Annotated in this window: 28 protein-coding genes, 1 tRNA gene, 2 pseudogenes and 1 other annotated feature; of the genes and pseudogenes, 13 read left to right on the top strand and 18 right to left on the bottom strand. The window is 40.5% G+C overall.

From position 1 onward, the window contains the following. Window positions 1-83: 83 nt before the first annotated feature. The 3 genes from HMPREF9188_RS04270 to HMPREF9188_RS04260 are packed head-to-tail and all read right to left on the bottom strand — an operon-like array spanning window position 84 to window position 2,330. Complete coding sequence (locus tag HMPREF9188_RS04270) at window positions 84-974, bottom strand: RluA family pseudouridine synthase (RefSeq protein ID WP_009730009.1); 891 nt, start codon at window positions 972-974, stop codon at window positions 84-86. Next, window positions 958-1,425 carry a signal peptidase II gene (gene lspA, locus HMPREF9188_RS04265; RefSeq protein WP_009730008.1) on the bottom strand — a complete coding sequence of 156 codons (468 nt, stop codon included), beginning with the start codon at window positions 1,423-1,425 and terminating at the stop codon, window positions 958-960. The genes HMPREF9188_RS04270 and lspA overlap by 17 nt, the downstream gene beginning before the upstream one ends. Next, the gene (locus HMPREF9188_RS04260; RefSeq protein WP_009730007.1) at window positions 1,422-2,330 is read right to left on the bottom strand and encodes a LysR family transcriptional regulator; all 909 of its coding nucleotides are present in this window, start codon (window positions 2,328-2,330) and stop codon (window positions 1,422-1,424) included. Before HMPREF9188_RS04260 ends, lspA begins: the two co-directional genes overlap by 4 nt. On the opposite strand from HMPREF9188_RS04260, the pseudogene HMPREF9188_RS10585 reads away from it, so the two are divergent. Beyond that, window positions 2,323-2,418 (top strand): annotated as a pseudogene (locus HMPREF9188_RS10585) (AraC family transcriptional regulator); the annotation flags it as partial. The gene HMPREF9188_RS04260 and the pseudogene HMPREF9188_RS10585 sit on opposite strands and share 8 nt — an antisense overlap. A 143-nt stretch (window positions 2,419-2,561) precedes the next feature. On the opposite strand, the gene rpmA reads toward HMPREF9188_RS10585, so the two are convergent. The 4 genes from rpmA to HMPREF9188_RS04240 all read right to left on the bottom strand — a co-directional run bounded on the left by rpmA (window position 2,562) and on the right by HMPREF9188_RS04240 (window position 4,451). Continuing rightward, the gene (gene rpmA / locus HMPREF9188_RS04255) at window positions 2,562-2,855 is read right to left on the bottom strand and encodes a 50S ribosomal protein L27 (protein ID WP_000916509.1); all 294 of its coding nucleotides are present in this window, start codon (window positions 2,853-2,855) and stop codon (window positions 2,562-2,564) included. A 16-nt stretch (window positions 2,856-2,871) separates the two neighbouring features. Beyond that, entirely contained in the window at window positions 2,872-3,216 is a 345-nt protein-coding gene (locus HMPREF9188_RS04250; RefSeq protein ID WP_000613705.1) for a ribosomal-processing cysteine protease Prp, read from the bottom strand. A 15-nt stretch (window positions 3,217-3,231) separates the two neighbouring features. After that, on the bottom strand, window positions 3,232-3,546 hold the full coding sequence (gene rplU / locus HMPREF9188_RS04245; RefSeq protein WP_000109141.1) for a 50S ribosomal protein L21: 315 nt from the start codon (window positions 3,544-3,546) through the stop codon (window positions 3,232-3,234). A gap of 34 nt (window positions 3,547-3,580) precedes the next feature. Then, window positions 3,581-3,700 (bottom strand) — a sequence feature (ribosomal protein L21 leader region). 64 nt (window positions 3,701-3,764) lie between these two features. Continuing rightward, a complete protein-coding gene (locus HMPREF9188_RS04240; protein ID WP_009730006.1) occupies window positions 3,765-4,451 on the bottom strand; it encodes a YoaK family protein in 687 nt (228 codons plus the stop codon). 155 nt (window positions 4,452-4,606) lie between these two features. Here HMPREF9188_RS04240 and HMPREF9188_RS04235 point away from each other — a divergent pair, with 155 nt between their 5' ends. Together HMPREF9188_RS04235 and HMPREF9188_RS04230 are read left to right on the top strand one after the other, a co-directional pair. Then, window positions 4,607-5,584: a Gfo/Idh/MocA family protein gene (locus HMPREF9188_RS04235; protein ID WP_009730005.1), complete on the top strand. Its 978-nt coding sequence runs from the start codon at window positions 4,607-4,609 to the stop codon at window positions 5,582-5,584. Then, window positions 5,581-6,663, top strand: coding sequence for a DEAD/DEAH box helicase (locus HMPREF9188_RS04230; RefSeq protein WP_009730004.1), 1,083 nt, complete (start codon window positions 5,581-5,583; stop codon window positions 6,661-6,663). Before HMPREF9188_RS04235 ends, HMPREF9188_RS04230 begins: the two co-directional genes overlap by 4 nt. Window positions 6,664-6,687: 24 nt before the next feature. Here the strand turns inward: HMPREF9188_RS04230 and HMPREF9188_RS04225 are convergent, their stop codons facing one another. Next, window positions 6,688-7,065, bottom strand: coding sequence for a DUF1934 domain-containing protein (locus HMPREF9188_RS04225; protein ID WP_009730003.1), 378 nt, complete (start codon window positions 7,063-7,065; stop codon window positions 6,688-6,690). Window positions 7,066-7,135: 70 nt separating this feature from the next. On the opposite strand from HMPREF9188_RS04225, the gene HMPREF9188_RS04220 reads away from it, so the two are divergent. Next, a complete protein-coding gene (locus HMPREF9188_RS04220; protein ID WP_009730002.1) occupies window positions 7,136-8,443 on the top strand; it encodes an HD domain-containing protein in 1,308 nt (435 codons plus the stop codon). A gap of 9 nt (window positions 8,444-8,452) precedes the next feature. Beyond that, window positions 8,453-9,259, top strand: coding sequence for a sugar-phosphatase (yidA, locus tag HMPREF9188_RS04215; protein ID WP_009730001.1), 807 nt, complete (start codon window positions 8,453-8,455; stop codon window positions 9,257-9,259). A 125-nt stretch (window positions 9,260-9,384) separates the two neighbouring features. Here the strand turns inward: yidA and HMPREF9188_RS10580 are convergent, their stop codons facing one another. Beyond that, entirely contained in the window at window positions 9,385-9,780 is a 396-nt protein-coding gene (locus tag HMPREF9188_RS10580) for a helix-turn-helix domain-containing protein (RefSeq protein WP_009730000.1), read from the bottom strand. A gap of 151 nt (window positions 9,781-9,931) precedes the next feature. Between HMPREF9188_RS10580 and HMPREF9188_RS10020 the strand changes: the two genes are divergently transcribed. Together HMPREF9188_RS10020 and HMPREF9188_RS04200 are read left to right on the top strand one after the other, a co-directional pair. Beyond that, the gene (locus HMPREF9188_RS10020) at window positions 9,932-10,099 is read left to right on the top strand and encodes a YjzC family protein (protein ID WP_009729999.1); all 168 of its coding nucleotides are present in this window, start codon (window positions 9,932-9,934) and stop codon (window positions 10,097-10,099) included. 197 nt (window positions 10,100-10,296) lie between these two features. Then, entirely contained in the window at window positions 10,297-10,722 is a 426-nt protein-coding gene (locus HMPREF9188_RS04200; protein WP_009729997.1) for a hypothetical protein, read from the top strand. On the opposite strand, the gene HMPREF9188_RS10480 is transcribed toward HMPREF9188_RS04200, so the two are convergent. Beyond that, complete coding sequence (locus HMPREF9188_RS10480) at window positions 10,717-10,878, bottom strand: hypothetical protein (RefSeq protein ID WP_009729996.1); 162 nt, start codon at window positions 10,876-10,878, stop codon at window positions 10,717-10,719. The two genes, HMPREF9188_RS04200 and HMPREF9188_RS10480, sit on opposite strands and share 6 nt — an antisense overlap. A gap of 285 nt (window positions 10,879-11,163) precedes the next feature. Here HMPREF9188_RS10480 and HMPREF9188_RS04195 point away from each other — a divergent pair, with 285 nt between their 5' ends. The 4 genes and pseudogenes from HMPREF9188_RS04195 to HMPREF9188_RS04175 all read left to right on the top strand — a co-directional run bounded on the left by HMPREF9188_RS04195 (window position 11,164) and on the right by HMPREF9188_RS04175 (window position 14,114). Then, window positions 11,164-11,535: a helix-turn-helix domain-containing protein gene (locus HMPREF9188_RS04195; protein WP_033588899.1), complete on the top strand. Its 372-nt coding sequence runs from the start codon at window positions 11,164-11,166 to the stop codon at window positions 11,533-11,535. Further along, window positions 11,519-11,901, top strand: a pseudogene (locus HMPREF9188_RS04190) (ImmA/IrrE family metallo-endopeptidase). The gene HMPREF9188_RS04195 and the pseudogene HMPREF9188_RS04190 overlap by 17 nt, the downstream one beginning before the upstream one ends. A gap of 17 nt (window positions 11,902-11,918) precedes the next feature. Next, a complete protein-coding gene (locus tag HMPREF9188_RS04185; protein WP_009729993.1) occupies window positions 11,919-12,812 on the top strand; it encodes a type II toxin-antitoxin system PemK/MazF family toxin in 894 nt (297 codons plus the stop codon). A gap of 456 nt (window positions 12,813-13,268) precedes the next feature. Continuing rightward, window positions 13,269-14,114: a site-specific integrase gene (locus tag HMPREF9188_RS04175; protein ID WP_009729992.1), complete on the top strand. Its 846-nt coding sequence runs from the start codon at window positions 13,269-13,271 to the stop codon at window positions 14,112-14,114. A gap of 36 nt (window positions 14,115-14,150) precedes the next feature. Here HMPREF9188_RS04175 and HMPREF9188_RS04170 read toward each other — a convergent pair. From HMPREF9188_RS04170 to HMPREF9188_RS04145, 6 genes are all read right to left on the bottom strand, one after another. Beyond that, window positions 14,151-14,222 (bottom strand) — tRNA-Arg (locus tag HMPREF9188_RS04170). A gap of 42 nt (window positions 14,223-14,264) precedes the next feature. Next, window positions 14,265-14,612 carry a 50S ribosomal protein L19 gene (gene rplS, locus HMPREF9188_RS04165; RefSeq protein ID WP_001068669.1) on the bottom strand — a complete coding sequence of 116 codons (348 nt, stop codon included), beginning with the start codon at window positions 14,610-14,612 and terminating at the stop codon, window positions 14,265-14,267. A 118-nt stretch (window positions 14,613-14,730) separates the two neighbouring features. Further along, entirely contained in the window at window positions 14,731-15,060 is a 330-nt protein-coding gene (crcB, locus tag HMPREF9188_RS04160) for a fluoride efflux transporter CrcB (protein WP_009729991.1), read from the bottom strand. After that, window positions 15,054-15,428: a fluoride efflux transporter CrcB gene (gene crcB, locus HMPREF9188_RS04155; RefSeq protein ID WP_009729990.1), complete on the bottom strand. Its 375-nt coding sequence runs from the start codon at window positions 15,426-15,428 to the stop codon at window positions 15,054-15,056. Before crcB (HMPREF9188_RS04155) ends, crcB (HMPREF9188_RS04160) begins: the two co-directional genes overlap by 7 nt. Beyond that, complete coding sequence (locus HMPREF9188_RS04150; protein ID WP_009729989.1) at window positions 15,425-15,691, bottom strand: chorismate mutase; 267 nt, start codon at window positions 15,689-15,691, stop codon at window positions 15,425-15,427. Before HMPREF9188_RS04150 ends, crcB (HMPREF9188_RS04155) begins: the two co-directional genes overlap by 4 nt. A gap of 118 nt (window positions 15,692-15,809) precedes the next feature. Then, window positions 15,810-16,253, bottom strand: a complete 444-nt coding sequence (locus HMPREF9188_RS04145; protein ID WP_001162125.1) for a flavodoxin — start codon at window positions 16,251-16,253, stop codon at window positions 15,810-15,812. A gap of 103 nt (window positions 16,254-16,356) precedes the next feature. On the opposite strand from HMPREF9188_RS04145, the gene HMPREF9188_RS04140 reads away from it, so the two are divergent. Next, entirely contained in the window at window positions 16,357-17,292 is a 936-nt protein-coding gene (locus HMPREF9188_RS04140; RefSeq protein WP_009729988.1) for a DHH family phosphoesterase, read from the top strand. Window positions 17,293-17,387: 95 nt separating this feature from the next. Then, entirely contained in the window at window positions 17,388-17,630 is a 243-nt protein-coding gene (locus tag HMPREF9188_RS04135; protein WP_000710762.1) for a type B 50S ribosomal protein L31, read from the top strand. 122 nt (window positions 17,631-17,752) lie between these two features. Here the strand turns inward: HMPREF9188_RS04135 and HMPREF9188_RS04130 are convergent, their stop codons facing one another. Both HMPREF9188_RS04130 and carB read right to left on the bottom strand, forming a co-directional pair. Further along, window positions 17,753-19,087, bottom strand: a complete 1,335-nt coding sequence (locus HMPREF9188_RS04130; RefSeq protein WP_000100447.1) for an Nramp family divalent metal transporter — start codon at window positions 19,085-19,087, stop codon at window positions 17,753-17,755. Window positions 19,088-19,307: 220 nt separating this feature from the next. Then, window positions 19,308-22,484, bottom strand: a complete 3,177-nt coding sequence (carB, locus tag HMPREF9188_RS04125) for a carbamoyl-phosphate synthase large subunit (RefSeq protein ID WP_001126422.1) — start codon at window positions 22,482-22,484, stop codon at window positions 19,308-19,310. Window positions 22,485-22,664 lie beyond the last annotated feature (180 nt).

The raw sequence follows: 22,664 nt of genomic DNA, 5'->3' as shown, positions 1-22,664 counted from the left end.
CCATTATAACATGAATGTTTTAAAATAGAAAAGACTTGAAATAAAAAAGGTTGAGACAAGGCATCTCAACTCTTTTATCACGTCTAATTCTTTCTTAATCTCTCCAAGGTTTCTTTAAAAATATCTGGAATATCTGCCGTAAACTCCAAGGTTTCACCTGTTTTCGGATGGATAAATCCTAGAGTTTTAGCATGGAGAAACTGTCCATGTCCTTTCAGCGTTTTTCGAGGACCATAGACCTCATCCCCAGCGACTGGATGACCAATATAAGCCATGTGAACACGAATTTGGTGGGTACGCCCTGTTTCCAGTTGCAACTCCACTAAGGTATAATCACCAAAACGTTCCAAGACGTGAAAACGCGTCACTGCCGGTTTCCCTTTAGCAGTCACAGCCTGTTTCTTACGGTCTTTTTCGCTCCGACCAATCGGTGCTTCAATCACACCACGATCATTGGGAAGATTGCCATGAACAATCGCCCAGTACTTACGTAGAGACTTCTTGTCCTTGAGTTCTTGGGCAAGCGCCAAGTGGGCCTCATCATTTTTTGCAATCATGAGGAGACCAGACGTATCCTTGTCAATACGGTGAACAATTCCTGGACGAAGAACCCCATTGATACCCGACAAGTCTTTGATATGGTACATGAGGGCATTGACCAAGGTTCCGCTAGTATGACCGGCACTCGGATGGACCACCATCCCTTGAGGTTTGTTGACGACGGCTACATGCTCATCTTGGTAGATAATTTCCAGAGGAAGTTCCTCAGCAACATACTCTAAAACCTCTGGTTCTGGCACATGGTAGGTGACGATATCCCCCTCTTGGACAGTGTATTTTGCTTTCTTGGCTTGCCCATTAACCAAGACTTGTCCAGCCTTGATTTGTTCATTAGCGAGACTGCGTGACAATTCTGTCAGATCAGACAGAGCCTTGTCTAAACGTTGCCCACCAGTTTCAATTTTTATTTCCATTTACTTCCTCTTTAAGCATTGCAATCAATAAAACAATGACACCAACTGTCAAATAGCTGTCAGCAACATTGAAAATCGCAAAGTTGATAAAGTCTAGGTGAAACATATCCACCACAAAACCTTGACTCATTCTGTCGATAAAGTTGCCCAGACCTCCCGCGATAATTAGAGTCAATCCAAAAACCAACCAGAGAGAGTCCTCCATGTGCTTATGTAGATACCATATGGCACCTGCCATGACAACCAAGGTTATGATAGCAAATAACCACTGCTGATCTTGCAGCATGGAGAAGGCTGCTCCTCTATTTTGCAGATAGGTCAAGCTAACAAGATTGGGTATCCACGAACGCACTTCACCCAGTGGAATCTGCTGGAGAACATAGGCTTTAACCCACTGATCCAGCCCAATCAAAAGCAGTACAATGACTGCTACTATTCCTCTTTTTTTCATGATTTCCTCTTCTGATCAAAATATTCTTGCATAACCTCAACGAAAAGAGTCCCAGCTTGGCTAAGCTCCACTTCCTCCCGTTTGACATAGACCATGCGGTTATCTAGATTATCCTTGAGGCGAATGACTGTGATCCCATTAACACTGTCACTATCTAAAAATCCAGACCCAGTCGCATAGGCATCTGTCCGCTCCAAAATACCATTCAAGGTAGCACGGTCCGTCACATTGAACATCTGCGAGCTCGCGCTGGTGTCGACAAAGTTCTCTGAATAGTATAGGTACTCGTCCTTTTCCTGAGTGAAACGAACTGTTGGTAAATCAGCTAAATCCTCCATGACCAGTTCTTCTTTTTCCGCCAAGGGATGTCCTTCACGCAGATAGATGTGGGTATGAAAAGGAATCAACTCAATGACTTCGAGACCTAACTTTTCAACCCGTTGCATGATGCCCTTTTTATTTTGGTTGTTGAGGTAGATAATCCCAATCTCACTGTGTCCTTGGGCTACTTCGTCTAATATTTGAACTGTGGTAGACTCAAAAATACGAAAGTTCTTGTAGTCAGGATGGCGTTCTGAAAAGGCCGTAATGGTTGGTGGCAAGAAGTCATAGTGCTGACTGGCAATAGAAAATTCATCCTTTTCTTCCTCAGGATTGGCATACTGATTTTGAAAAACATCAAATCCTTTGACTAATTCTTGCGCTTTCTCATAAAATTCCATACCACGACGAGTCAAAAACGTTCCCGAACTCGTCCGACGGAAAATTTTAAAGCCTAACTCTTTTTCCAAATCGCGCACAGAAATAGACAGACTCGGCTGACTAACATACATCTTTTCAGCAGCTTCACGGAAAGTACCACTATTGGCAATGGCCACAACATAGCGTAATTGTTGAATGTTCATCTTTTACCCCCAACTTCTCTATCTGTTCATTATACCATATTTCAGAATTTTTCCAAAAAAGAAAAAAGTGTCCATCGCAAGTTTAAATCTAACTATTCTCTATTAAATTCAAAATGGGTATCAAAACAAAAAAAGGCTCTCCGAAAACTCGGAAAGCCTGATTTTATGCTACTTGTAGCTTCCTCGCCTTTTCATTTCAAGGCTCGGGATAAAAAGGTTCACTGGACCTTTTTATTTTGCGATTGGGTAAACAGAAACTTGTTTTTTATCGCGACCTTTACGTTCAAAGCGTACTACGCCTTCAACTTTAGCGAACAAAGTATCGTCTCCACCACGTCCAACGTTTACACCTGGATAGATGTGTGTACCACGTTGACGGTAAAGGATTGATCCACCTGTTACAGTTTGTCCGTCAGCTGCTTTAGCTCCAAGACGTTTCGCTTGTGAATCACGTCCGTTTGATGTAGAACCTCCACCTTTTTTGTGGGCGAAAAGTTGCAAGTTGTTAAGAGTCATTTTTAACATAATGTTTTCCTCCGTGTTAGTTTTCTGTGATAACTCTGGTTTGGACGAACTCAGAAGAGTTCTCCGATAAGTTTGCCATACCTAAGAAAAATGATTCGAAGAATAACTGGGTCATTTCTCTCTGGTGCGAAGGAAGATCCGCTGGTATTTCAACCTTTAGATAGCCACCTTCATCTTCGTTTAATTCTAAGATTGGTTCATAGCCTGCAAATTTCTCAATAGAATTGACAAAGTTAATGGCAAGCGTAGAAACCGATGCACACACGACATCTAAGCCGTATTCGCCACTCTCGGCGTGTCCAGTAATTTCCGCACTCCTCAGCTCGCCATCTTCGGCTCTCTCAAAGACTGCTTGTATCATGTGTTCTCCTTAAAATTAAGCGTTGATCGCGTTGATGACAACTTTTGTATATGGTTGACGGTGACCTTGTTTGCGGTGGCTACCTTTTTTAGGTTTGTACTTGTAAGTAACAACTTTCTTTTGTTTTCCTTGTTTCTCAACAGTTCCAACTACAGTAGCTCCAGCAACAAGTGGAGTTCCGACAACAGTGTTTTCACCACCAACAAGAACAACTTCGTTAAAAGTAACTTCTTGACCAGCTTCAACGTTCAATTTTTCAACGTAAACTGCTTGACCAACTTCAACTTTAACTTGTTTTCCGCCAGTTTTGATAATTGCGTATGTGCTCATTATGCACCTCCTATGATTTTTAGGGTTTCCCCGTATTTTTGTGAAGACTCGCCTAGCATCGTGGGACGAACCACTTAAAAGAAGAGCTCTAAGTATAACAAAGTTTAAATTTTGTATACGACGAGCAACGATGTTCGTGCGGTTGCACAGGACTGTGCATAGTCAACTCTTCAAGTATAGCATATCTTCTTTTTTCTTACAAGTAAAATCAATCAAATTTAAGCTTTTTCTTTCCCTTTTTTCCTCCAAGAAGCAAAAAGCATACTAATGTAAAAGATGCTCATCATGAGAGGAATACCTAAAATTGTCTTCTCCTGATAATAAATCGTCAAATAGGCTGAAAAAACAACTCCAAAGACAAAACTGCTAAGCAAGCTAACAAAAATCAATCCCTCTCGTAGAAAAGGCGTATGCTTGGTCCGAAAATAATCTCCAAAAGCTAACATGGTTCGTTTGATATTGCCTGTCATAAAGGCATTATTATAGGCGATACCTGACACTTCTCCAAAGGCTGTTGTCACCAGTCCCATACAAAAGGCTAAAGGTGGGACTAGGTAGATATTATCAACCGTTTTCGGTACAAAGCCAATAATTAGGGACAGGACTGCAAGTGGAATCAAGGATAAAATCGGCTTTTTAACTATTCGTAATTTTTCTTTATACAATGTTAGTAAAAAGACACCCATCATAAAGGAAAGCAAGGTCATTACTTTGGCACTGGCATCCGAGACATTCTGCTGAATGAGTCCTACAGAAAGAAAAACCACATTCCCAGTTTGTCCAGCCACAAGGGTGTTCCCTCGCACGATAAAAGTATAAGCATCGACATATCCTGCACAAAAAGTCAAAAAAAGCGCTAGTCGCTTAGACTGACGTGATATTTTTCTTATTGGTAATAATCTCATTTTCTCCCCCTTCTTATTTCATCTACTTATCTAAATATTGTACCACTTTCTCCAAGAAATTCGTAGTCCATTTGAAAATTTTTACCATCTGTTGGATAGTCCTTCTTTTCTATGTTATAATGAAGGAAGGATTTGAAGTCGGAAAAGGAGTATCTATGCTTAAATTAGGTGTCATCGGAACAGGGGCTATCAGCCATCATTTCATAGAAGCAGCCCATGCTAGCGGAGAATACCAGCTGGTCGCAGTCTATTCTAGAAAACGAGAAACTGCCGCAACCTTTGCTTCTCGTTATCAAGATATCCAACTCTTTGATCAATTAGAAGACTTCTTTAAGTCTTTCTTTGATGTAGTCTATATCGCCAGTCCAAACTCCTTGCATTTTGCTCAGGCACAAGCTGCCCTGTCTGCGGGTAAGCACGTCATTCTTGAAAAGCCAGCTATCACTCAGCCACAAGAATGGCTAGATTTGAAACAAACAGCTGAGAAAAAACACTGTTTTATCTTTGAGGCAGCTCGTAATTACCACGAGGAAGCTTTTACCACTATCAAGAATTTTTTGGCAGACAAGCAAGTGTTGGGAGCAGATTTCAACTATGCCAAGTATTCTTCCAAGATGCCGGACTTGTTGGCTGGACAGACGCCAAATGTCTTTTCAGACCGTTTTGCTGGTGGAGCCCTTATGGACCTGGGGATTTATCCTCTCTATGCTGCTATTCGCCTCTTTGGAAAGGCTCAAGACGCGACTTATCAAGCTCAACAGCTTGACAATAGCATTGACCTAAATGGTGATGGTATCCTCTTCTACCCAGAATTTCAAATCCACATTAAGGCTGGAAAAAACATCACTTCCAATCTTCCTTGCGAGATTTACACAGCAGATGGAACCTTGACCCTCAACACGATTGAGCATATCCGCTCAGCTATTTTTACCGACAACCAAGGAAATCAAGCTCAACTCCCTATCCAACAGGCTCCTCATACGATGACTGAGGAAGTCGCTGCATTTGCACAGATGATCCAACAACCAGATCAGACGCTCTACCAGACTTGGCTGGATGATGCAGGCTCTGTTCATGATTTACTCTATACCATGCGCCAGACTGCTGGCATTAGATTTGAGGCAAAAAAATGAAAACCAAACTACCCACTGAATGGCAGAAATTGAGTGACCAGCTCGGTTTCCAAGAATTCACGCCTATTCAAACCCAACTATTTGAACCTATTCTTGCTGGAGAAAACCTCCTAGGAGTGAGCCCAACAGGAACTGGTAAGACCCTCGCTTACCTCCTGCCAAGTATTCTCAAACTGCAAAAGAAAAAAGCCCAGCAACTCTTGATACTAGCACCAAATACAGAACTGGCTGGACAGATTTTTGATGTATGTAAAGCGTGGGCAGAAGCTATCGGTTTGACTGCTCAGCTCTTCTTATCAGGTTCAAGTCAGAAACGTCAGATTGAACGCCTCAAAAAAGGACCAGAAATTCTAATTGGAACTCCTGGCCGTATCTTTGAGTTGATTAAATTGAAAAAAATCAAGATGATGAATGTCGAAACCATCATTCTAGATGAATTTGACCAATTGCTCGATGATTCTCAGATTCACTTTGTCGAGAAAATCACTCACTACGCACCTCGTGACCACCAACTCATCTACATGAGTGCGACGACTAAGTTTGACCAAGAGAAGATTGCTCCAAACACGCGCACCATCGACCTTTCTGACCAAAAGTTGGACAACATTCAACACTTCTACATGCAGGTAGACCAACGTCACCGAGTGGACATGCTTCGAAAATTGGCTCATGTAGAGGATTTCCGCGGACTAGTTTTCTTTAATAGCCTATCAGATCTTGGAAGTGCAGAGGAAAAACTACAGTATCGCGATGTCTTGGCCGTTTCCCTCGCTAGCGATGTCAATGTTAAATTTCGAAAAGTCATCTTAGAAAAGTTTAAAGATAAGCAACTAACCCTGCTCCTTGCAACTGACCTTCTAGCTCGTGGAATTGATATCGATAGTCTAGAATGTGTCGTAAACTTTGATATTCCTAGAGATATCGAAACTTACACTCACCGCTCTGGCCGTACGGGTCGCATGGGCAAAGAGGGCTATGTTATCACTCTCGTAACCCATCCTGAAGAACTTAAAAAACTCAAGAAGTTTGCAAGTGTACGAGAAATTGTCCTAAAAAATCAAGAACTCTATATCAAATAAGGTTGGCATTCGCCAACCTTTTTCTTATCCCCAAGTAATTTCTAATTGATAGCTGGCAAAGGGGTATCCCTCTTGATTCTGTAGTTGATAGTCTAAATAAATCTTTTGTCCATCCACTTGATAACGATTCGTTTGAATGATAAACTCCTGCATCCCCATTGGAGTAGGAATATAGGCCAAACTATCACTATCCTTTAGAAAACGCATGATGGTCTTGGGACTCGAGAAACGGGTCATCACCAGTTCTTCTTGATGAAACTTGAGAACCACTTTCTCCTTTTCCTCATTATAAAAGAGTAAATAGCCATAATCTCCTTTTTCACGCACTTCCACGTCATAGAGTTGATCAATGACTTCCAACTGTTCATCGAACTGAATCGTATTTCGCATCCGAATCTTCACATCAAATCCTCTTTCTGTCTCTTGTCCTACTATTTTACCAAAAAGAGCAGGATTTTGCTATAATGGTCATATGAACGAAAAAGTATTCCGTGACCCAGTTCACAACTATATCCATGTCAATAATCAAATCATCTATGACTTGATTAATACAAAAGAATTTCAGCGTTTGCGCCGTATCAAGCAACTGGGAACTTCCAGTTATACCTTCCACGGTGGGGAGCACAGCCGCTTTTCCCACTGTTTGGGGGTCTATGAGATTGCACGTCGTATCACGGAGATTTTTGAAGAAAAATATCCTGAAGAATGGGATCCTGCTGAGTCTCTCTTGACCATGACCGCTGCTCTCCTACATGACCTCGGGCACGGTGCCTATTCACATACCTTTGAACATCTCTTTGATACAGATCATGAGGCCATTACTCAGGAAATTATCCAAAGTCCTGAGACAGAGATTCACCAAGTCCTGCTTCAAGTAGCGCCAGATTTTCCAGAAAAAGTAGCCAGTGTCATCGACCATACCTATCCTAACAAGCAGGTCGTACAGCTCATTTCCAGTCAGATTGATGCAGACCGCATGGACTATCTCTTGCGCGATTCCTATTTTACAGGAGCATCTTATGGGGAATTTGACCTGACACGGATCCTCCGAGTCATTCGTCCTGTCGAAAATGGCATCGCCTTTCAGCGCAACGGCATGCACGCTATCGAAGACTATGTCCTCAGTCGCTATCAGATGTATATGCAGGTTTATTTCCACCCAGCAACTCGGGCTATGGAAGTTCTCCTACAGAATCTTCTCAAGCGCGCCAAAGAACTCTATCCTGAGGACAAGGACTTCTTTTCACGAACTTCTCCACATCTCCTCCCTTTTTTCGAGAAGAAAGTCACTCTCGCTGACTATCTTGCTCTTGATGATGGCGTGATGAATACCTACTTCCAGCTCTGGATGACCTGTCCTGACAAGATTCTCGCTGACTTGTCACAACGCTTTGTCAACCGCAAGGTCTTTAAATCCATCACCTTTTCACAAGAAGACCAAGACCAACTCGCAAGCATGAGACAACTAGTTGAAGACATCGGCTTTGATCCAGACTACTACACTGCTATTCATAAGAACTTTGACCTCCCTTATGATATCTATCGTCCCGAATCTGAAAATCCACGGACTCAGATTGAAATTTTACAAAAAAATGGGGAACTGGCAGAACTCTCTAGCCTATCTCCTATCGTCCAATCCCTTGCTGGCAGCCGCCACGGAGATAATCGTTTCTATTTCCCAAAAGAAATGTTAGATCAAAACAGCATCTTCGCAAGTATCACCCAGCAATTTTTACACTTGATTGAGAACGATCATTTTACCCCAAATAAGAACGAATAGAGGAACTATATGAGTATTAAACTAATCGCCGTCGATATTGATGGTACCTTAGTCAACAGTAAAAAGGAAATCACTCCTGAAGTCTTTTCTGCCATCCAAGGCGCCAAAGAAGCTGGTGTCAAAGTCGTGATTGCAACGGGTCGTCCCATTGCAGGTGTTGCCAAACTTCTGGACGACTTAAAGTTGAGAGACGAGGGTGACTATGTAGTAACCTTCAACGGTGGCCTTGTCCAAGAAACTGCTACTGGACATGAGATTATCAGCGAATCCTTGACTTATGAGGATTATCTGGATATGGAATTTCTCAGTCGCAAGCTCGGTGTCCACATGCACGCTATTACCAAGGACGGTATCTACACAGCCAATCGTAATATCGGAAAATACACGGTGCACGAATCAACCCTCGTCAGCATGCCCATCTTCTACCGTACTCCTGAAGAAATGGCTGGCAAGGAAATTGTCAAATGTATGTTTATCGATGAACCAGAAATTCTCGATGCTGCGATTGAAAAGATACCAGCAGAATTTTACGAACGCTACTCCATCAACAAATCTGCTCCTTTCTACCTTGAACTCCTTAAAAAGAATGTAGACAAGGGTTCAGCAATCACTCACCTAGCTGAAAAACTCGGATTGACCACAAATGAAACCATGGCGATTGGTGACGAGGAAAATGATCGTGCCATGCTGGAAGTCGTTGGTAATCCTGTTGTCATGGAAAATGGAAATCCAGAACTCAAAAAAATCGCCAAATACATCACCAAATCGAATGACGAATCTGGCGTAGCCCATGCTATCCGTGCATGGGTATTGTAAAATGCTTAAGCTTAAAAAATGAACCACACCCCATAAGTTAGAGATAAAACTCTAACTTATGGGGTGTTCTTTTTGAATATTGAATTCGTCACAAACGAGTTACCTTTAGAAACTTGCAAAACAAATCACTCTTCCCCCTCAAACATCAGAGCATCTAATTCTTCTCTTTCAGCCGCAATCTCTTCGAAGGTAGAAATAATATTATTTAAAAATTCTAAGGTGATAATACCAGTCGAATCTCTCATCGTAACCATAGTCCCAATGGCACTCAACTCATGAATGAGGGCTCTGACCTTTTTCAATTCGTCTAAATCTAACATGTCTACTTCTATTACCGTGTCAAAATATAAATCTTTCACCTCTCCATCTCTTAAACGATAGATTCCAGCAGGTCCGATACCTGCTTTTAAGCAAAGTTTATAAACTGTCCAATTTCGTTCTGAAAGTTTTTCAGATATTTTTTCCAAAAGCTTAGCCGTTTCCTCCTTATCTAGCTTTATTTTTTTACTTTTTATGCCCATATATACAATTACACTATATATTGTGTTTGTTTTGGGTCTCTTCCTGTTATTTACACAATATATTGACAAACATCGTTTTTTAGTATATAATATATCTTGACTAAGATCTCTCACCGTTTTAGTCAAAATTTCAATAGAAAGGAGCAGTCTTATGTCAAAGACTCCAATAAAACCTGGAACAGATAATCAGAAGCCTGGTTACTATGTAGAGGTAGGGCCTCGAGGTGGAAAAGTCACTAATGGTCATACCGCAACTATCGGAAAAGGTGATCGGCTCCCTCCGACATCAGCTAAAGGCAATGGCTGGAAAAAAGTCTAGTCTTCGTTTGCGTACAATCGTTCAATGGTTGTACGCTTTTTCCATAGACAAAAGCACATTCCAAAAATATTGATTTGAATCCATGCTTCAGCGTAATCTTTCCCATTGCTTGCATAATGAGTTATGTAATGATGTATCATATTTATTCCTTTCTAAATTTGGTATAATAAAAATAATAAAATGATTGGAGAAATCTTATGGAATATCAAGTTATTATTCAACCTGTAATTAGTGTCATTCTTGCAATAATTTCAGGGTTATGGTCATATATCGCATCAAAAGCTAACAATAAAGCTGAGATTGAAAAACAAGCTAAAGAACATTCACATATCGTAGAAAAACTTGAAAAAGAATTTCATTATCAGATAGATACTCTCAAACAACAACATGCCTTGGAGCTTGAAAAAGTCAAGCAAGCTCATGAATTACGGTTGCAAGAACTTGAGAAAGTGTCTCAACTCGATGCCGAAACCGACAAGGCTATGAAGCTGAATGATCTTGCCTACAAAGTTTTAGCAGGCGAGGTTGATTTGGACAAGGCTTTAAAAATAGCTGATAAAGCAAGTAGTCACAATCAAAACCTAAAGCAGAAATTTGTTCAAAAGACATCTAAGAAATCATAAATTAAATTTATTTCTAGTTTTTTCAAGCTCATCATCTTGTGTTTTTTTATACTCGTTGATGCGCTTTTTTCTATCTCTTTTGCTGGCATAGTATGTAGCAAAACCTATGACTACGTTGATAATGATAGTGAAATAAAACCATACTAATACATCCATCTCTGACCTCCTTTTTAAAATATTATCTAAAAAGTTAGCTAATCTCTTGACTTTATTTAAAACTAGTCTTAAAATAAAAATATAGAGAAAAGACCTACTAAAAAGTAAGGTTTACCTATTCAAAACGGACGGCAATCGGTTTTTTAGGTCTTTATTTTTTTAGTTGTCTGTTTCGCTAACTCTTTAGCTTACGAATACCATTTTAATACTAGTCTTAAAAATTGCCAATTATACGATTAACCTTAAAATATTTTTTTCGTAATGCTTAGAAAGGTTATTAAATCAATGACTACAGCATTTGAAAGAATTAAAGATTTAGCAGATAAGCATCGAATTTCTTTAAATGACTTAGAAGATAAACTTGGTATTAGTAGAAATTCTTTGTATGGAATCAAGAAAGCAAATCCAAAATCAGACAGATTGCAACAAATAGCCGACTACTTCAACGTGTCCACTGATTATCTACTCGGTCGGACGGATAATCCTGCCATCTCAAGCGATCTTGTCACTACCGCAGACGGCCGTGTAGTTGATTTGTCAAATCTTCGCGAACGTGTAGTTCTCTTTGATGGAAAACCACTATCAGACGAGGATGTAGACAAGATTGCGAAGATCATTAAACTCTCTCTGGGGGTGTCGGATATTGAAAATAAATGAACTCTTAGACGAATACCAGGTCACACTCTACCTCTTCCCAGAAACCATGTGGGAGCGTAGAGGCTTCTATTTCCCCGATGAGCGCGTTATTTATGTCAATGGAGATTTACCCTAGAAGAAAGAGAAAAGGTCATCCTGCACGAATTAGGACACATAAACCACGACCCAGCCAATTACAAACGGCTGCTATACAAATATGAGAACGAAGCAGACCGCTTCATGATTCGCCATCTCATCTCTGAAGAACTCGCACAGTATGAAGTGTCCGACTTTAACTGGCTCCAATTTGCCGAAAGACACAAAATCTCAACAACCTGGGGCGAAGATATGATTCAGAAAGAGTTTTATCGACTAACTGGTAGTTAATGAGGAAGGAAAAAATTATGGGAAGTAATAGAACAAACGAAGAAATAGCTGTCTACACTGCCACGATAATACAAGAACTAGAGGATTATCTTCATCTCCTTCATAGAATGGACGATGAAGGGAATAAACGATCTGATAAAATAGCGCAGTGGATAGAGAATTGGGTAAAATACTTAAAGATAGAACAAGGTTTTAATTCGCGAAGTATTCAGGCTTTAAAAAGAGGAAGTATCGTTTATGCTGATTTTGGTTTTAATGTTGGTAGAGAATATGGAGGCCTTCATTATGCGATAGTTCTGAATAAAACAGATGCACGTTCAAACCATCTTCTTCATGTATTACCTTTAACATCTGTAAAAGAAACAACTGATATATCTAATTTGAAATATTTTCAATTTCTAATTGGCGACGAAGTGTTTCAGCTATTGAAAAATGAGGCAAATCGAAAAATTACAGAATTAACTGAATTGTATGATCGTTTTTCAAAAAAAGATGATGAATTGCAAGAAAAAGTTGCAATGGTTGAATCGTTAATCGAAGATAATAAAAAAACTTTTGAAATACTTAAAAATATACCGAGTTCTGATATAGACGATTCTTCTATTGAGCAAATACTAACTATCAATAAAAATATAAACTTCGCAAGTGAACAGGCAGATAAAATACGACAGGAAGCAAAAGAAAATGCAATTTTACTTGCAGAACTCAAGGAGAAACTGGAGTATGCTAATAAATTTATTCTAAAAACACAAAATATGAACAAAGATAGCATCGTTCTATTGAATCAGGTTACGACAATTAGTAAAATGAGGCTCTATGATCCCAAAAATAACAATTCAATTTTGAATGGTATTGTGCTTTCTGATGATACTATGAACAAAATAGATGAGGCGCTGAAAAATATTTTTTAAAATTCGAGTATTTTTATTGACTTTTCTTAAAATTAGGGTTAGAATAGGGTCATAAGGTCGCTTGACGACAAAATATATGATACTGTCCCAAGAGGACAATTCTAGCCCTGCTCTTATGAGTAGGGCTTTTAGTTTATTAAAAATCCCCACACTCGCCATCACCAAATTTTGAGTGTGAGGATATCCTCTATAGTAAAAGGCATTAAATGGCCCTCTTTACTATACCCATTTTAACAAGAAATGAGGTAAAAATCAAATGGCATCATACAGAAAAAGAGAAAATGGAAAATATAAAAAAGCTGAGAAGGGAGGCTTCCTAACAAAAAAGCTACCCAGATTGCAGAAGCTGAGCGAGAGAAAGAACTACTACTCTCCTCTCATGTTTCAGACGACATTACTCTTTACGACTACTTTAAACAATGGGCAACCGTTCATAAGAAACCTAATATTTCTCCCGTGACTTGGCAAGTTTATCAAGTCACTAGTCGCAACATTGAAAAATTGTTACCTGGGGCGAAACTTAAAAACATAACCAATTTAATCTACCAGAAAGCCTTAAATACATTTGCTGAAACGCATTCTCAAGCAACAGTTGAAAGATTGAATATTCATATCAAGCAATGCATCGCTATGGCAGTTCACGAAGAAGTCATTCAAAAGGATTTCACCACCTTTGCTAAAGCTGTTTCTCAACACAGAGGCGTAGAGAAAGAAACAAAACTCCTAGAAGTGGATGAATACAAAAATGTTATAGCCGTATCAAAGAATAAGATGGACGTTCAATCATATGCAGTAATATACCTCATTGCAGTCACTGGCATGCGTTTTGCTGAGTGTCTGGGACTTACCTGGGATAATGTAGATCATGACAACAAACTACTTGCCGTAGATAAAACATGGAATTATAAGACTAATCTTGATTTTAGTGCTACAAAAACAAAAAGCAGTATCCGAAAGATACCACTTGACGATGAAACACTTAAATTACTAAAAATCTACCAGAAAGAACATTGGATCCATAACAAAGAAAATCGTATCTTCTCTAACATATCAAACAATGCAGTCAACAAAACACTAAGAAGAATTGTTGGTAGAAATATCCATGCTCATTCTCTTAGACATACTTATGCTTCTTTTCTAATTTCTCAACGTGTCGAATTGCTTTCTATTTCGAAAATTCTTGGTCATGAGAATATGAACATCACTATCGAAGTCTATGCTCATCAATTAAAAGAACTAGAAGAGGCAAGTAACTCGGAAGTAAGAGAGATATTCGCAAATTTAGGGGCGAATTTGGGGTGAAACACCGCAAATGCCCAGTAAAATCAATAGTTTCTATGCCCCCTGCAGGAATCGAACCTGCAACTACTCCTTAGGAGGGAGTTGTTATATCCATTGAACTAAGGGAGCTAGATAAAAACCCTGCTGGGTAAGCAGAGTTTTTTAGTCGAATTAACGACGGATTTCTTTGATACGAGCTGCCTTACCTTGAAGTGCACGCAAGTAGTACAATTTCGCACGACGTACTTTACCGTAACGAACAACTTCGATTTTTTCAACACGTGGAGTGTGGATTGGGAAGATACGCTCAACACCTACACCGTTAGAGATTTTACGAACTGTGTAGTTTTCTGAGATGCCAGCACCTTTACGTGCGATAACAACACCTTCAAAAATCTGGATACGTTCACGGTTACCTTCGACAACTTTCGCGTGTACACGAACAGTGTCACCAGGACGGAATGATGGGATATCTGTACGAAGTTGACCTTCAGTCAAGCTTTGGATTAATGGATTCATTTTATTCTCCTATCTTTGTCAATCTTGAGGAACCTTCCTCAGCGGATAAACTGTATTTTCGTGCGTCCATTACACACAAGATACAGTTTACCAAATTTCCACCTAAAAGTAAAGAAATTTATAGCAGAATTCCTAAAAAAATCGCTAGAAAACCGCCTATGTAAGTTAAGAGTAAATAGCTATAAAGTACCTTCTTGTCAGTTAACAGTCTTTGTAGCTCGTCATTCAGAGTTGAAAAGGTCGTTAACCCACCACAGAAACCTGTCGCTAGGATAGCATAGACTTCCTTGGACTCCACATGGTTGTAGAGAAAGCCAATCAAAAAACAGCCGAGAAGATTGGCTATGAGAGTTCCTAGGGGAAATTTAGAAGCTTGATTGTATCGAGAAAAGAAATACCGCACTAGGGCTCCGAAGCCGCAGGCGATTGCAAGATAGACGATTACCATTTCTTCCTCCCTAGATAATAAGCCAAGAGCAGGCCTCCGCCAATACTCAAAAGTAGGTAGATGCCTAAACTAAGATAACGCTCGGTATCGAGCAATTTCACAGCATCCAAGAGCAGACTAGAAAAGGTTGTTAAACCACCGCAAAAGCCTGTACCCAGCGCCAAAACCAAACCTTTACTGCTTCCCTTATAGACCAGATAGCCTTTTACCAGATAGACCAAACAGAAAATTCCCAGATAATTGACAAGGAGGGTTCCCCATGGAAAGTCAGGACTGGCTGGCAAGTGACTAGATAGAAAATAGCGGACAAGGCCACCCAACATAGCAGCTAAAAAAATCCATAGCGGATAGAATTGTTCTTTTTTCATTTGATATTTTGTTCCTGATAATCACGCGAACGTTTGAGAATATCTGAAAAAGTCGCAACAATGGTTTCTTGGTAATTCTTATTGGTTACACGACCTCTTACCTTTTCAAAAATGACTTCTTCTCGCTTGGTGTCTAAAATAGGTTTTCCTGATGCTTTCTTATAGGCAACTACACCCTCAACCAACTGCATGCGTTTTTCCAAGAGCTTAACAATTTGGTCATCGATTTGATCAATTTCTTGCCGAATACTATCTAAATCCATAGTGTCTCCTCCTTTATTTGAATTATTGTATCAAAAAGCCACCAAATAGGCTAGTAAAATCCCAAAATAACTAATAAAAAAACTACACTGACTTCTTCCAGCCAGCGCAGTTTGCTTCTTATCCTACTTTTGCAGCCAATTCTTCTGCGAATTGTTCCAAGCGTTCGATGTCTTCTTCTTCGGCAGAGAGGTCCACTTTAACACACTCTGAACCTTTTTCCGCTCCTGTCGCTACAAAAACGCGATCAAAATCATCGACAGCCTTACAGAATTCGTCATAGAAGGTGTCACCTGAACCAACGACTCCGTAGATTTTGCCATTCAAGTTGAGATCAGCTAGGTCTTCGTAGAAGTCCATCATCTCATCTGGCAATTCTCCATCTCCGTAAGTGTAAGTCGCAACGATTGCGATATCCGCTTCCAAGAAGTCTGAAGCGTCAACAGTCGTACATTCATCCACATCGACATCCAAGCCCAAGTCACGTAATTTGTCTGCTACAATATCTGCAATTTCTTCGGTATTACCGGTCATACTGGCAAATACAATTTTTGCTAATGCCATAACGTCCTCCTCAATTTATCTTTCTCCATTATATCATATCTTTTTCATTTTAAAAATAAAAATTCTTGTGCTACAATGAAATGAGAAAGAATTGAGGTTATTTATGGAAATTTGCCAGCAAATATTAGAGAAAATCAAAGAATACGATACCATTATCATTCATCGTCATATGAAACCAGATCCTGATGCCTTAGGGAGTCAGGTAGGTTTGAAAGCTCTTCTCACTCACCATTTTCCAGAAAAGACCATCAAAGCAGTCGGTTTTAACGAACCCACTCTAACTTGGATGGCGGAAATGGATACTGTTCAAGACAGTGACTACAAAGGAGCTCTTGCTATTATTTGTGATACAGCGAATCGTCCTCGTATCGATGATAAACGATACGAACAAGCTGCTTTCACCATCAAAATCGATCACCATCCAAATGATGATATTTATGGTGACCTATCTTGGGTGGATACAAGTTCAAGCAGTGCCAGTGAGATGATTGCCCTATTTGCTCAAGAAAATCAGTTGGCTTTGTCTAGCGAAGCAGCACGACTTCTCTATGCAGGAATTGTCGGGGACACAGGGCGTTTTCTCTACCCGTCAACTAGTGCCCGTACCTTTAGAATAGCTGGCCAGCTCCGAGAAATTGATTTTGACTTTGCTGGATTGTCTCGTCAAATGGATACCATGAGCTTCAAGATTGCAAAACTGCAAGGCTTTGTCTATGATCATTTAGAAGTTGATGAAAACGGGGCTGCACGCGTTCTGCTTACTCAAGACATCTTGGAAAAATATAAGATTACGGATGCTGAAACAGCAGCGATTGTTGGATCACCTGGTCGAATTGATACCGTTAAGGCTTGGGCTATTTTTGTTGAACAAGCTGATGGCCACTTCCGCGTGCGTATGCGCAGTAAAATTACCCCTATCAATGAAATTGCCAAAGAACACGACGGAGGAGGACATCCATTAGCTAGTGGCGCCAATTCCTATAGTCTAGAAGAAAACGAAATCATCTACCAAAAATTAAAAAACTTGCTTAAAAACTGATAAAATACTTGCCAAACTTATCAGAATCTGATAGACTAGTAAGGTAACAATCTATGGCTCGCAAAGAGACCATGGCAGAAAGGAAATATTGCAAAATGAAAAAAGATATCCATCCAGAATATCGCCCAGTTGTCTTCATGGACACAACTACTGGTTACAAATTCCTTAGCGGTTCAACTAAACGCTCTAACGAAACTGTTGAGTTTGAAGGCGAAACTTACCCATTGATCCGTGTGGAAATTTCATCAGACTCACACCCATTCTACACTGGACGTCAAAAGTTCACTCAAGCAGATGGACGCGTGGATCGTTTCAACAAAAAATACGGTCTCAAATAATCATAAAAAGAACAGTTACTACTGTTCTTTTTTTTACTTCTTTTTATGTTTTTATGAACCAACCACTGCTATTATCTCAATATCAAGCTTCAAGCTAGTACCGAAAACTAATTTGAACAAGTTTAAAAAATATCAAAAAGAAGTTTGATATTGAGAATGGTTAAGATAATGGAAACTGCGTAACCTAGGATTGTGTTCCACTTGGCATTGGTGAATTCTCCCATCAGTGACTTTTTAGAGGTTAGATAAATCAAGGGGAAAATTGAAAACGGAAGAGCGATTGAAAGAAAGACCTGTGAATAGACCAATAACTGATCCAAGGTTTTTTCTTGATACCCAAATAAAACGGCGACTATAATCACAGGTAGCAAGGCAAAAATACGGGTACCGATACGGATAAGCCACTGAGGCAATCTTAGATGTAAGAAACCTTCCATGACAATCTGTCCTGTCAAAGTGCCTGTAATGGTCGAATTTTGACCACTTGCTAAGAGGGCTAGAGCAAATAAAGTTGACAAGGTTGAGCTGGCTATCGCTCCTGCTATTGTCGAATCCTGTAAAGCATTGTACATTTGGGAGAAAGCTGAAATTTCAGATGCATGACCAAAAAAGAGGGAGGCACCTAAAATGAGAAGTAAGGAATTGACAATAAAGGCTAGGGACAACTGAAGATTTGAATCCCAGGTCATAAAGCGAACTGCTTTTCGAACATCCTTCTTATCTTTGTGATTGATTTTCCTTGTTTGGGATAGAGAGGAATGGAGATAGAGATTATGGGGCATGACTGTCGCTCCTACAATCCCTAGAGCCAAGGTCAATTGACTTTCATGACCCGGTAACGGTGTTTCAAATAAAGTTGAAGTTGGCAAATAACCACCAATGATCCCCTGGATACTTGGATTGGATAAGGCCACAAGATAGGTAAAGATGGCTAATATGGTTAAAATAAGGGTCGTAACAATAGATTCAATTTTTTTGAAACCAAATTTCATCAACAACAACAAAAGAAACACATCTAAAACGGTTAAGAGGATAGCAATCATAATCGGTATTTTAAACAAAAGATTTAAGGCAATCGCTGAACCTAGAACCTCAGCCAAGTCTGTCGCCATTAAAGCTAATTCTAAAATCACCCACAAACTATAGCGAAGCCACTTGGGAGCATGATGAGCTGTGGCCTGCGCTAGGTCCATCTTAGTCACGATACCGAGCTTTCCAGCCATCTGTTGTAGCTGCATAGCAATGATGGATGAAATTAAAATAACAAATAAAAGGCTGTACTTGTAGGAGGCACCACCAACCACACTGGTGATCCAATTTCCAGGATCCATGTAGCCAACTGCCACAAGTGCACCAGGTCCTAAGAATGCTTTTAGATTTTGCCAAAAATGATTGTTATTTGGAGTCTCAATAGATTGATTGATCTCAGAAAGAGAGACTTTTTCATAAGAGGACATAGGGATTTCCCACTTTCTAATCTGTCTTTACATATTTCTTAATAGAATATTTTTTGAAAGAATGATGAAAATAGTTTACCTATTTCCAATTCACCCTTATTATATCACATTTTAGAATGATTCCTAATAAAAGAAATGATAGTTGAAATAGGCAATATCAGTATTGTAAAAGCCAGCGTTTTTTGACGCTGGCTTTAAAACTGTGAAAATTCTTTCTCAACTAGATCGCTTCTGTGACAAAACTACGACTTTCTAGCACCTTAAGCATGGCATTAGCAGTATCTAGGGCTGTAAAGAGTGGCACACCGTGTTCAATGGCTGAACGGCGGATTTGCTCACCATCTTCGTCAGCAGTTCGTTTGGTTCCGACAGTATTGATGATCGCTTGGATTTTTCCTTTACGGACATAGCTTGGGATATCCTGTTCATCGTCACCAATCTTACCAACAGGTTGGGCTTCGAGTCCATGACTGGCAAAGAAGGTTGCTGTCCCCTCTGTTGCGAGGATACCATAACCGATATTTTGGAAACGACGAGCCAAGTCCAAGGCCTCTTCTTTGGCATCATCAGCGATGGTAAAGACCACATTTCCAAAGGTTGGCAAGTGAAGATAAGAAGCTTCAAAAGCCTTGTACAAAGCTTTTTCAAGAGTCGTATCAGAACCCATAACTTCACCTGTTGACTTCATTTCAGGACCTAGTAAGCTGTCTACCTTAGCTAGTTTCGTAAAAGAGAAGACAGGCGCCTTGATATGAACGCGAGTGCTTTCTGGATAAAGGCCATCTTGGTAGCCAAGTTCTTCAAGACTTTGACCAAGAATGAGCTTAGTCGCTACCTGAGCCATAGGAATATTAGTTACCTTAGAAAGGAATGGCACCGTACGGCTGGCACGTGGATTGACCTCAATAACATAGACTTTTTCGTCCTTGATAACAAACTGGATGTTCATCATCCCAAGACAATTAAGACCGATTGCTAGGCGTTTGGTATAGTCTGCGATGGTTTCCTGCACCTTTTGAGACAAGGTTTGTGGTGGGTAAACGGCCATTGAGTCACCTGAGTGGACACCGGCACGTTCGATATGCTCCATGATACCAGGAATAAGGACATTTTCACCGTCTGAAATGGCATCAACTTCACACTCTTGCCCAACGATATAAGAATCTACAAGGACAGGATGGTCAGGACTAGCCTTAACCGCTGTACGCATATAAGAACGAAGATCTTCTTCGTTTTCCACGATTTCCATGGCGCGTCCACCCAAGACATAAGATGGACGAACGAGGACTGGGAAGCCAATCTTGCGAGCTGCAAGTACTGCTTCTTCTTCATTGGTTGCTGTTTGTCCTGGTGGTTGTGGAATATCCAAGTCTTTAAGGGCTTGTTCAAAGAGGTCACGGTCTTCAGCTCGGTCCAAGTCAGCGACTTGCGTTCCCAGAATTGTTACACCTGCTTTTGCCAAAGGCTCCGCAAGGTTGATGGCTGTTTGACCACCGAACTGAACGATAACGCCTTTTGGTTGCTCAAGATCAATGACATTCATAACATCTTCGAATGTTAATGGTTCAAAGTAGAGCTTATCAGATACAGAGAAGTCCGTAGAAACGGTCTCTGGGTTTGAGTTCATGATGATGGCTTCATAACCAGCAGCCTGAATCGCCTTAACAGAGTGAACTGTTGCGTAGTCAAACTCAACCCCTTGTCCGATCCGGATTGGACCTGAACCTAGGACAAGTACAGATTCCTTATCAGACTTGATAGACTCATTTTCCCAGCCATAGGTTGAATAGAAGTATGGTGTTTCAGAGTCGAACTCTGCCGCACAGGTATCGACCATCTTGTAGACTGGGACAATCTTGTTTTCCAAGCGAAGTTGACGAACTTGGTCAGCTGTTGTTTTCCATAGTTCAGCAATCTTACGATCTGAGAAGCCATTTAGTTTAGCTGTTTTCAAAACTTCTAGATCTTGTGGATGGGCACCCAATTCTTGCTCGATTTCAAAGATATGCAAGAGTTTATCCAAATAGAAGATATCAATCTTGGTCAATTCAGCAATTTCTTCTGGTGTGTAACCACGGCGAATAGCTTCTGATACGTAGAAGAGACGGTCATCTTGAGCCTTAACAACTTTTTCAATCAAGGCATCATCTGATACAGATGAAAGCTCTGGCATTTCATTGTGGTGCACCCCAATTTCAAGGGAACGACAAGCTTTAAGAAGTGATTCCTCGATGTTACGACCAATTGCCATAACTTCCCCAGTTGCCTTCATCTGGGTACCAAGACGACGTTCACCCTTTTCAAATTTGTCGAATGGGAAACGTGGAATCTTGGCAACTACGTAGTCAAGGGCTGGTTCAAACATGGCATAGGTTGAACCTGTAACTGGGTTAATCACTTCATCCAAGGTCAACCCTACCGCAATCTTGGCAGCCAATTTGGCGATTGGGTAACCCGTCGCCTTAGAAGCAAGGGCTGACGAACGCGATACACGAGGGTTTACTTCGATAACATAGTACTTGAAGCTATGGGGGTCAAGGGCCAGCTGAACGTTACACCCACCTTCAATCTTGAGAGCGCGGATAATGCTCAAGCTCGCGTCACGTAGCATTTGGTTTTCATAGTCTGACATGGTTTGCGCAGGGGCGAATACGATGGAATCCCCTGTGTGAATCCCCACTGGGTCAAAGTTTTCCATGTTACAAACAACGAGGGCATTGTCAGCTGAATCGCGCATGACTTCGTACTCGATTTCTTTGAAACCTGCGATTGAACGTTCAATCAAACATTGGGTAACAGGTGACAATTTCAACCCATTTTCAGCGATTTCACGTAGTTCTTCCTCGTTGGCACACATACCACCACCAGTACCACCTAGGGTAAAGGCTGGACGGACAATGACTGGGTATCCAATTGTCGCTGCAAAGGCAACTGCTTCTTCTACTGTGTTGACAATTTCAGATTCAGGGATGGGTTGCTCAAGCTCTTCCATCAATTGTTTAAAGAGGTCACGGTCCTCAGCTTGGTCGATGGCCGATAATTTAGTACCCAGAAGTTCGACACCAAGCTCATCTAGAATACCGTTTTTAGATAATTCCATGGCCATATTGAGCCCTGTTTGACCACCAAGAGTTGGAAGCAAAGCATCTGGGCGTTCCTTACGGAGAATACGTGTCACAAACTCCAGTGTAATCGGTTCGATGTAGACCTTGTCCGCAATCTCCTTGTCCGTCATGATGGTTGCAGGGTTTGAGTTTACCAAGACAACTTCATAACCTTCTTCTTTCAAAGACAAGCAGGCCTGGGTCCCAGCGTAGTCAAACTCAGCAGCCTGACCAATAATAATCGGACCAGAACCAATCACCATAATTTTTTGAATATCAGTACGTTTAGGCATTTTTAAGATATTAAGGGCGTCAAGCGGACAAAGCTAAAATAGGAGTTATGACGAAGAACTATCAGTTCTAGGAATAACTATCTTTTTAGCGCCGTCCGTAGCCCGTATTCAGTTCAGCAAATACGGACCACCCTTCTCCTTTCTATTCGGCAACTCTCTGGTTGCCATTAAATAAATTCT

This window comes from Streptococcus sp. F0441 (assembly GCF_000314775.2).
GTDB lineage: Bacteria > Bacillota > Bacilli > Lactobacillales > Streptococcaceae > Streptococcus.
This window is presented reverse-complemented; position numbering and strand designations above follow the sequence as displayed.

Coding starts and splice junctions, on each gene's coding strand:
- HMPREF9188_RS04270 (WP_009730009.1), bottom strand. CDS start 974: ATGGAAATAAAAATTGAAACTGGTGGGCAACGTTTAGACAAGGCTCTG.
- lspA (WP_009730008.1), bottom strand. CDS start 1,425: ATGAAAAAAAGAGGAATAGTAGCAGTCATTGTACTGCTTTTGATTGGG.
- HMPREF9188_RS04260 (WP_009730007.1), bottom strand. CDS start 2,330: ATGAACATTCAACAATTACGCTATGTTGTGGCCATTGCCAATAGTGGT.
- rpmA (WP_000916509.1), bottom strand. CDS start 2,855: ATGTTAAAAATGACTCTTAACAACTTGCAACTTTTCGCCCACAAAAAA.
- HMPREF9188_RS04250 (WP_000613705.1), bottom strand. CDS start 3,216: ATGATACAAGCAGTCTTTGAGAGAGCCGAAGATGGCGAGCTGAGGAGT.
- rplU (WP_000109141.1), bottom strand. CDS start 3,546: ATGAGCACATACGCAATTATCAAAACTGGCGGAAAACAAGTTAAAGTT.
- HMPREF9188_RS04240 (WP_009730006.1), bottom strand. CDS start 4,451: ATGAGATTATTACCAATAAGAAAAATATCACGTCAGTCTAAGCGACTA.
- HMPREF9188_RS04235 (WP_009730005.1), top strand. CDS start 4,607: ATGCTTAAATTAGGTGTCATCGGAACAGGGGCTATCAGCCATCATTTC.
- HMPREF9188_RS04230 (WP_009730004.1), top strand. CDS start 5,581: ATGAAAACCAAACTACCCACTGAATGGCAGAAATTGAGTGACCAGCTC.
- HMPREF9188_RS04220 (WP_009730002.1), top strand. CDS start 7,136: ATGAACGAAAAAGTATTCCGTGACCCAGTTCACAACTATATCCATGTC.
- yidA (WP_009730001.1), top strand. CDS start 8,453: ATGAGTATTAAACTAATCGCCGTCGATATTGATGGTACCTTAGTCAAC.
- HMPREF9188_RS10580 (WP_009730000.1), bottom strand. CDS start 9,780: ATGGGCATAAAAAGTAAAAAAATAAAGCTAGATAAGGAGGAAACGGCT.
- HMPREF9188_RS10020 (WP_009729999.1), top strand. CDS start 9,932: ATGTCAAAGACTCCAATAAAACCTGGAACAGATAATCAGAAGCCTGGT.
- HMPREF9188_RS04200 (WP_009729997.1), top strand. CDS start 10,297: ATGGAATATCAAGTTATTATTCAACCTGTAATTAGTGTCATTCTTGCA.
- HMPREF9188_RS10480 (WP_009729996.1), bottom strand. CDS start 10,878: ATGGATGTATTAGTATGGTTTTATTTCACTATCATTATCAACGTAGTC.
- HMPREF9188_RS04195 (WP_033588899.1), top strand. CDS start 11,164: ATGACTACAGCATTTGAAAGAATTAAAGATTTAGCAGATAAGCATCGA.
- HMPREF9188_RS04185 (WP_009729993.1), top strand. CDS start 11,919: ATGGGAAGTAATAGAACAAACGAAGAAATAGCTGTCTACACTGCCACG.
- rplS (WP_001068669.1), bottom strand. CDS start 14,612: ATGAATCCATTAATCCAAAGCTTGACTGAAGGTCAACTTCGTACAGAT.
- crcB (WP_009729991.1), bottom strand. CDS start 15,060: ATGGTAATCGTCTATCTTGCAATCGCCTGCGGCTTCGGAGCCCTAGTG.
- crcB (WP_009729990.1), bottom strand. CDS start 15,428: ATGAAAAAAGAACAATTCTATCCGCTATGGATTTTTTTAGCTGCTATG.
- HMPREF9188_RS04150 (WP_009729989.1), bottom strand. CDS start 15,691: ATGGATTTAGATAGTATTCGGCAAGAAATTGATCAAATCGATGACCAA.
- HMPREF9188_RS04145 (WP_001162125.1), bottom strand. CDS start 16,253: ATGGCATTAGCAAAAATTGTATTTGCCAGTATGACCGGTAATACCGAA.
- HMPREF9188_RS04140 (WP_009729988.1), top strand. CDS start 16,357: ATGGAAATTTGCCAGCAAATATTAGAGAAAATCAAAGAATACGATACC.
- HMPREF9188_RS04135 (WP_000710762.1), top strand. CDS start 17,388: ATGAAAAAAGATATCCATCCAGAATATCGCCCAGTTGTCTTCATGGAC.
- HMPREF9188_RS04130 (WP_000100447.1), bottom strand. CDS start 19,087: ATGTCCTCTTATGAAAAAGTCTCTCTTTCTGAGATCAATCAATCTATT.
- carB (WP_001126422.1), bottom strand. CDS start 22,484: ATGCCTAAACGTACTGATATTCAAAAAATTATGGTGATTGGTTCTGGT.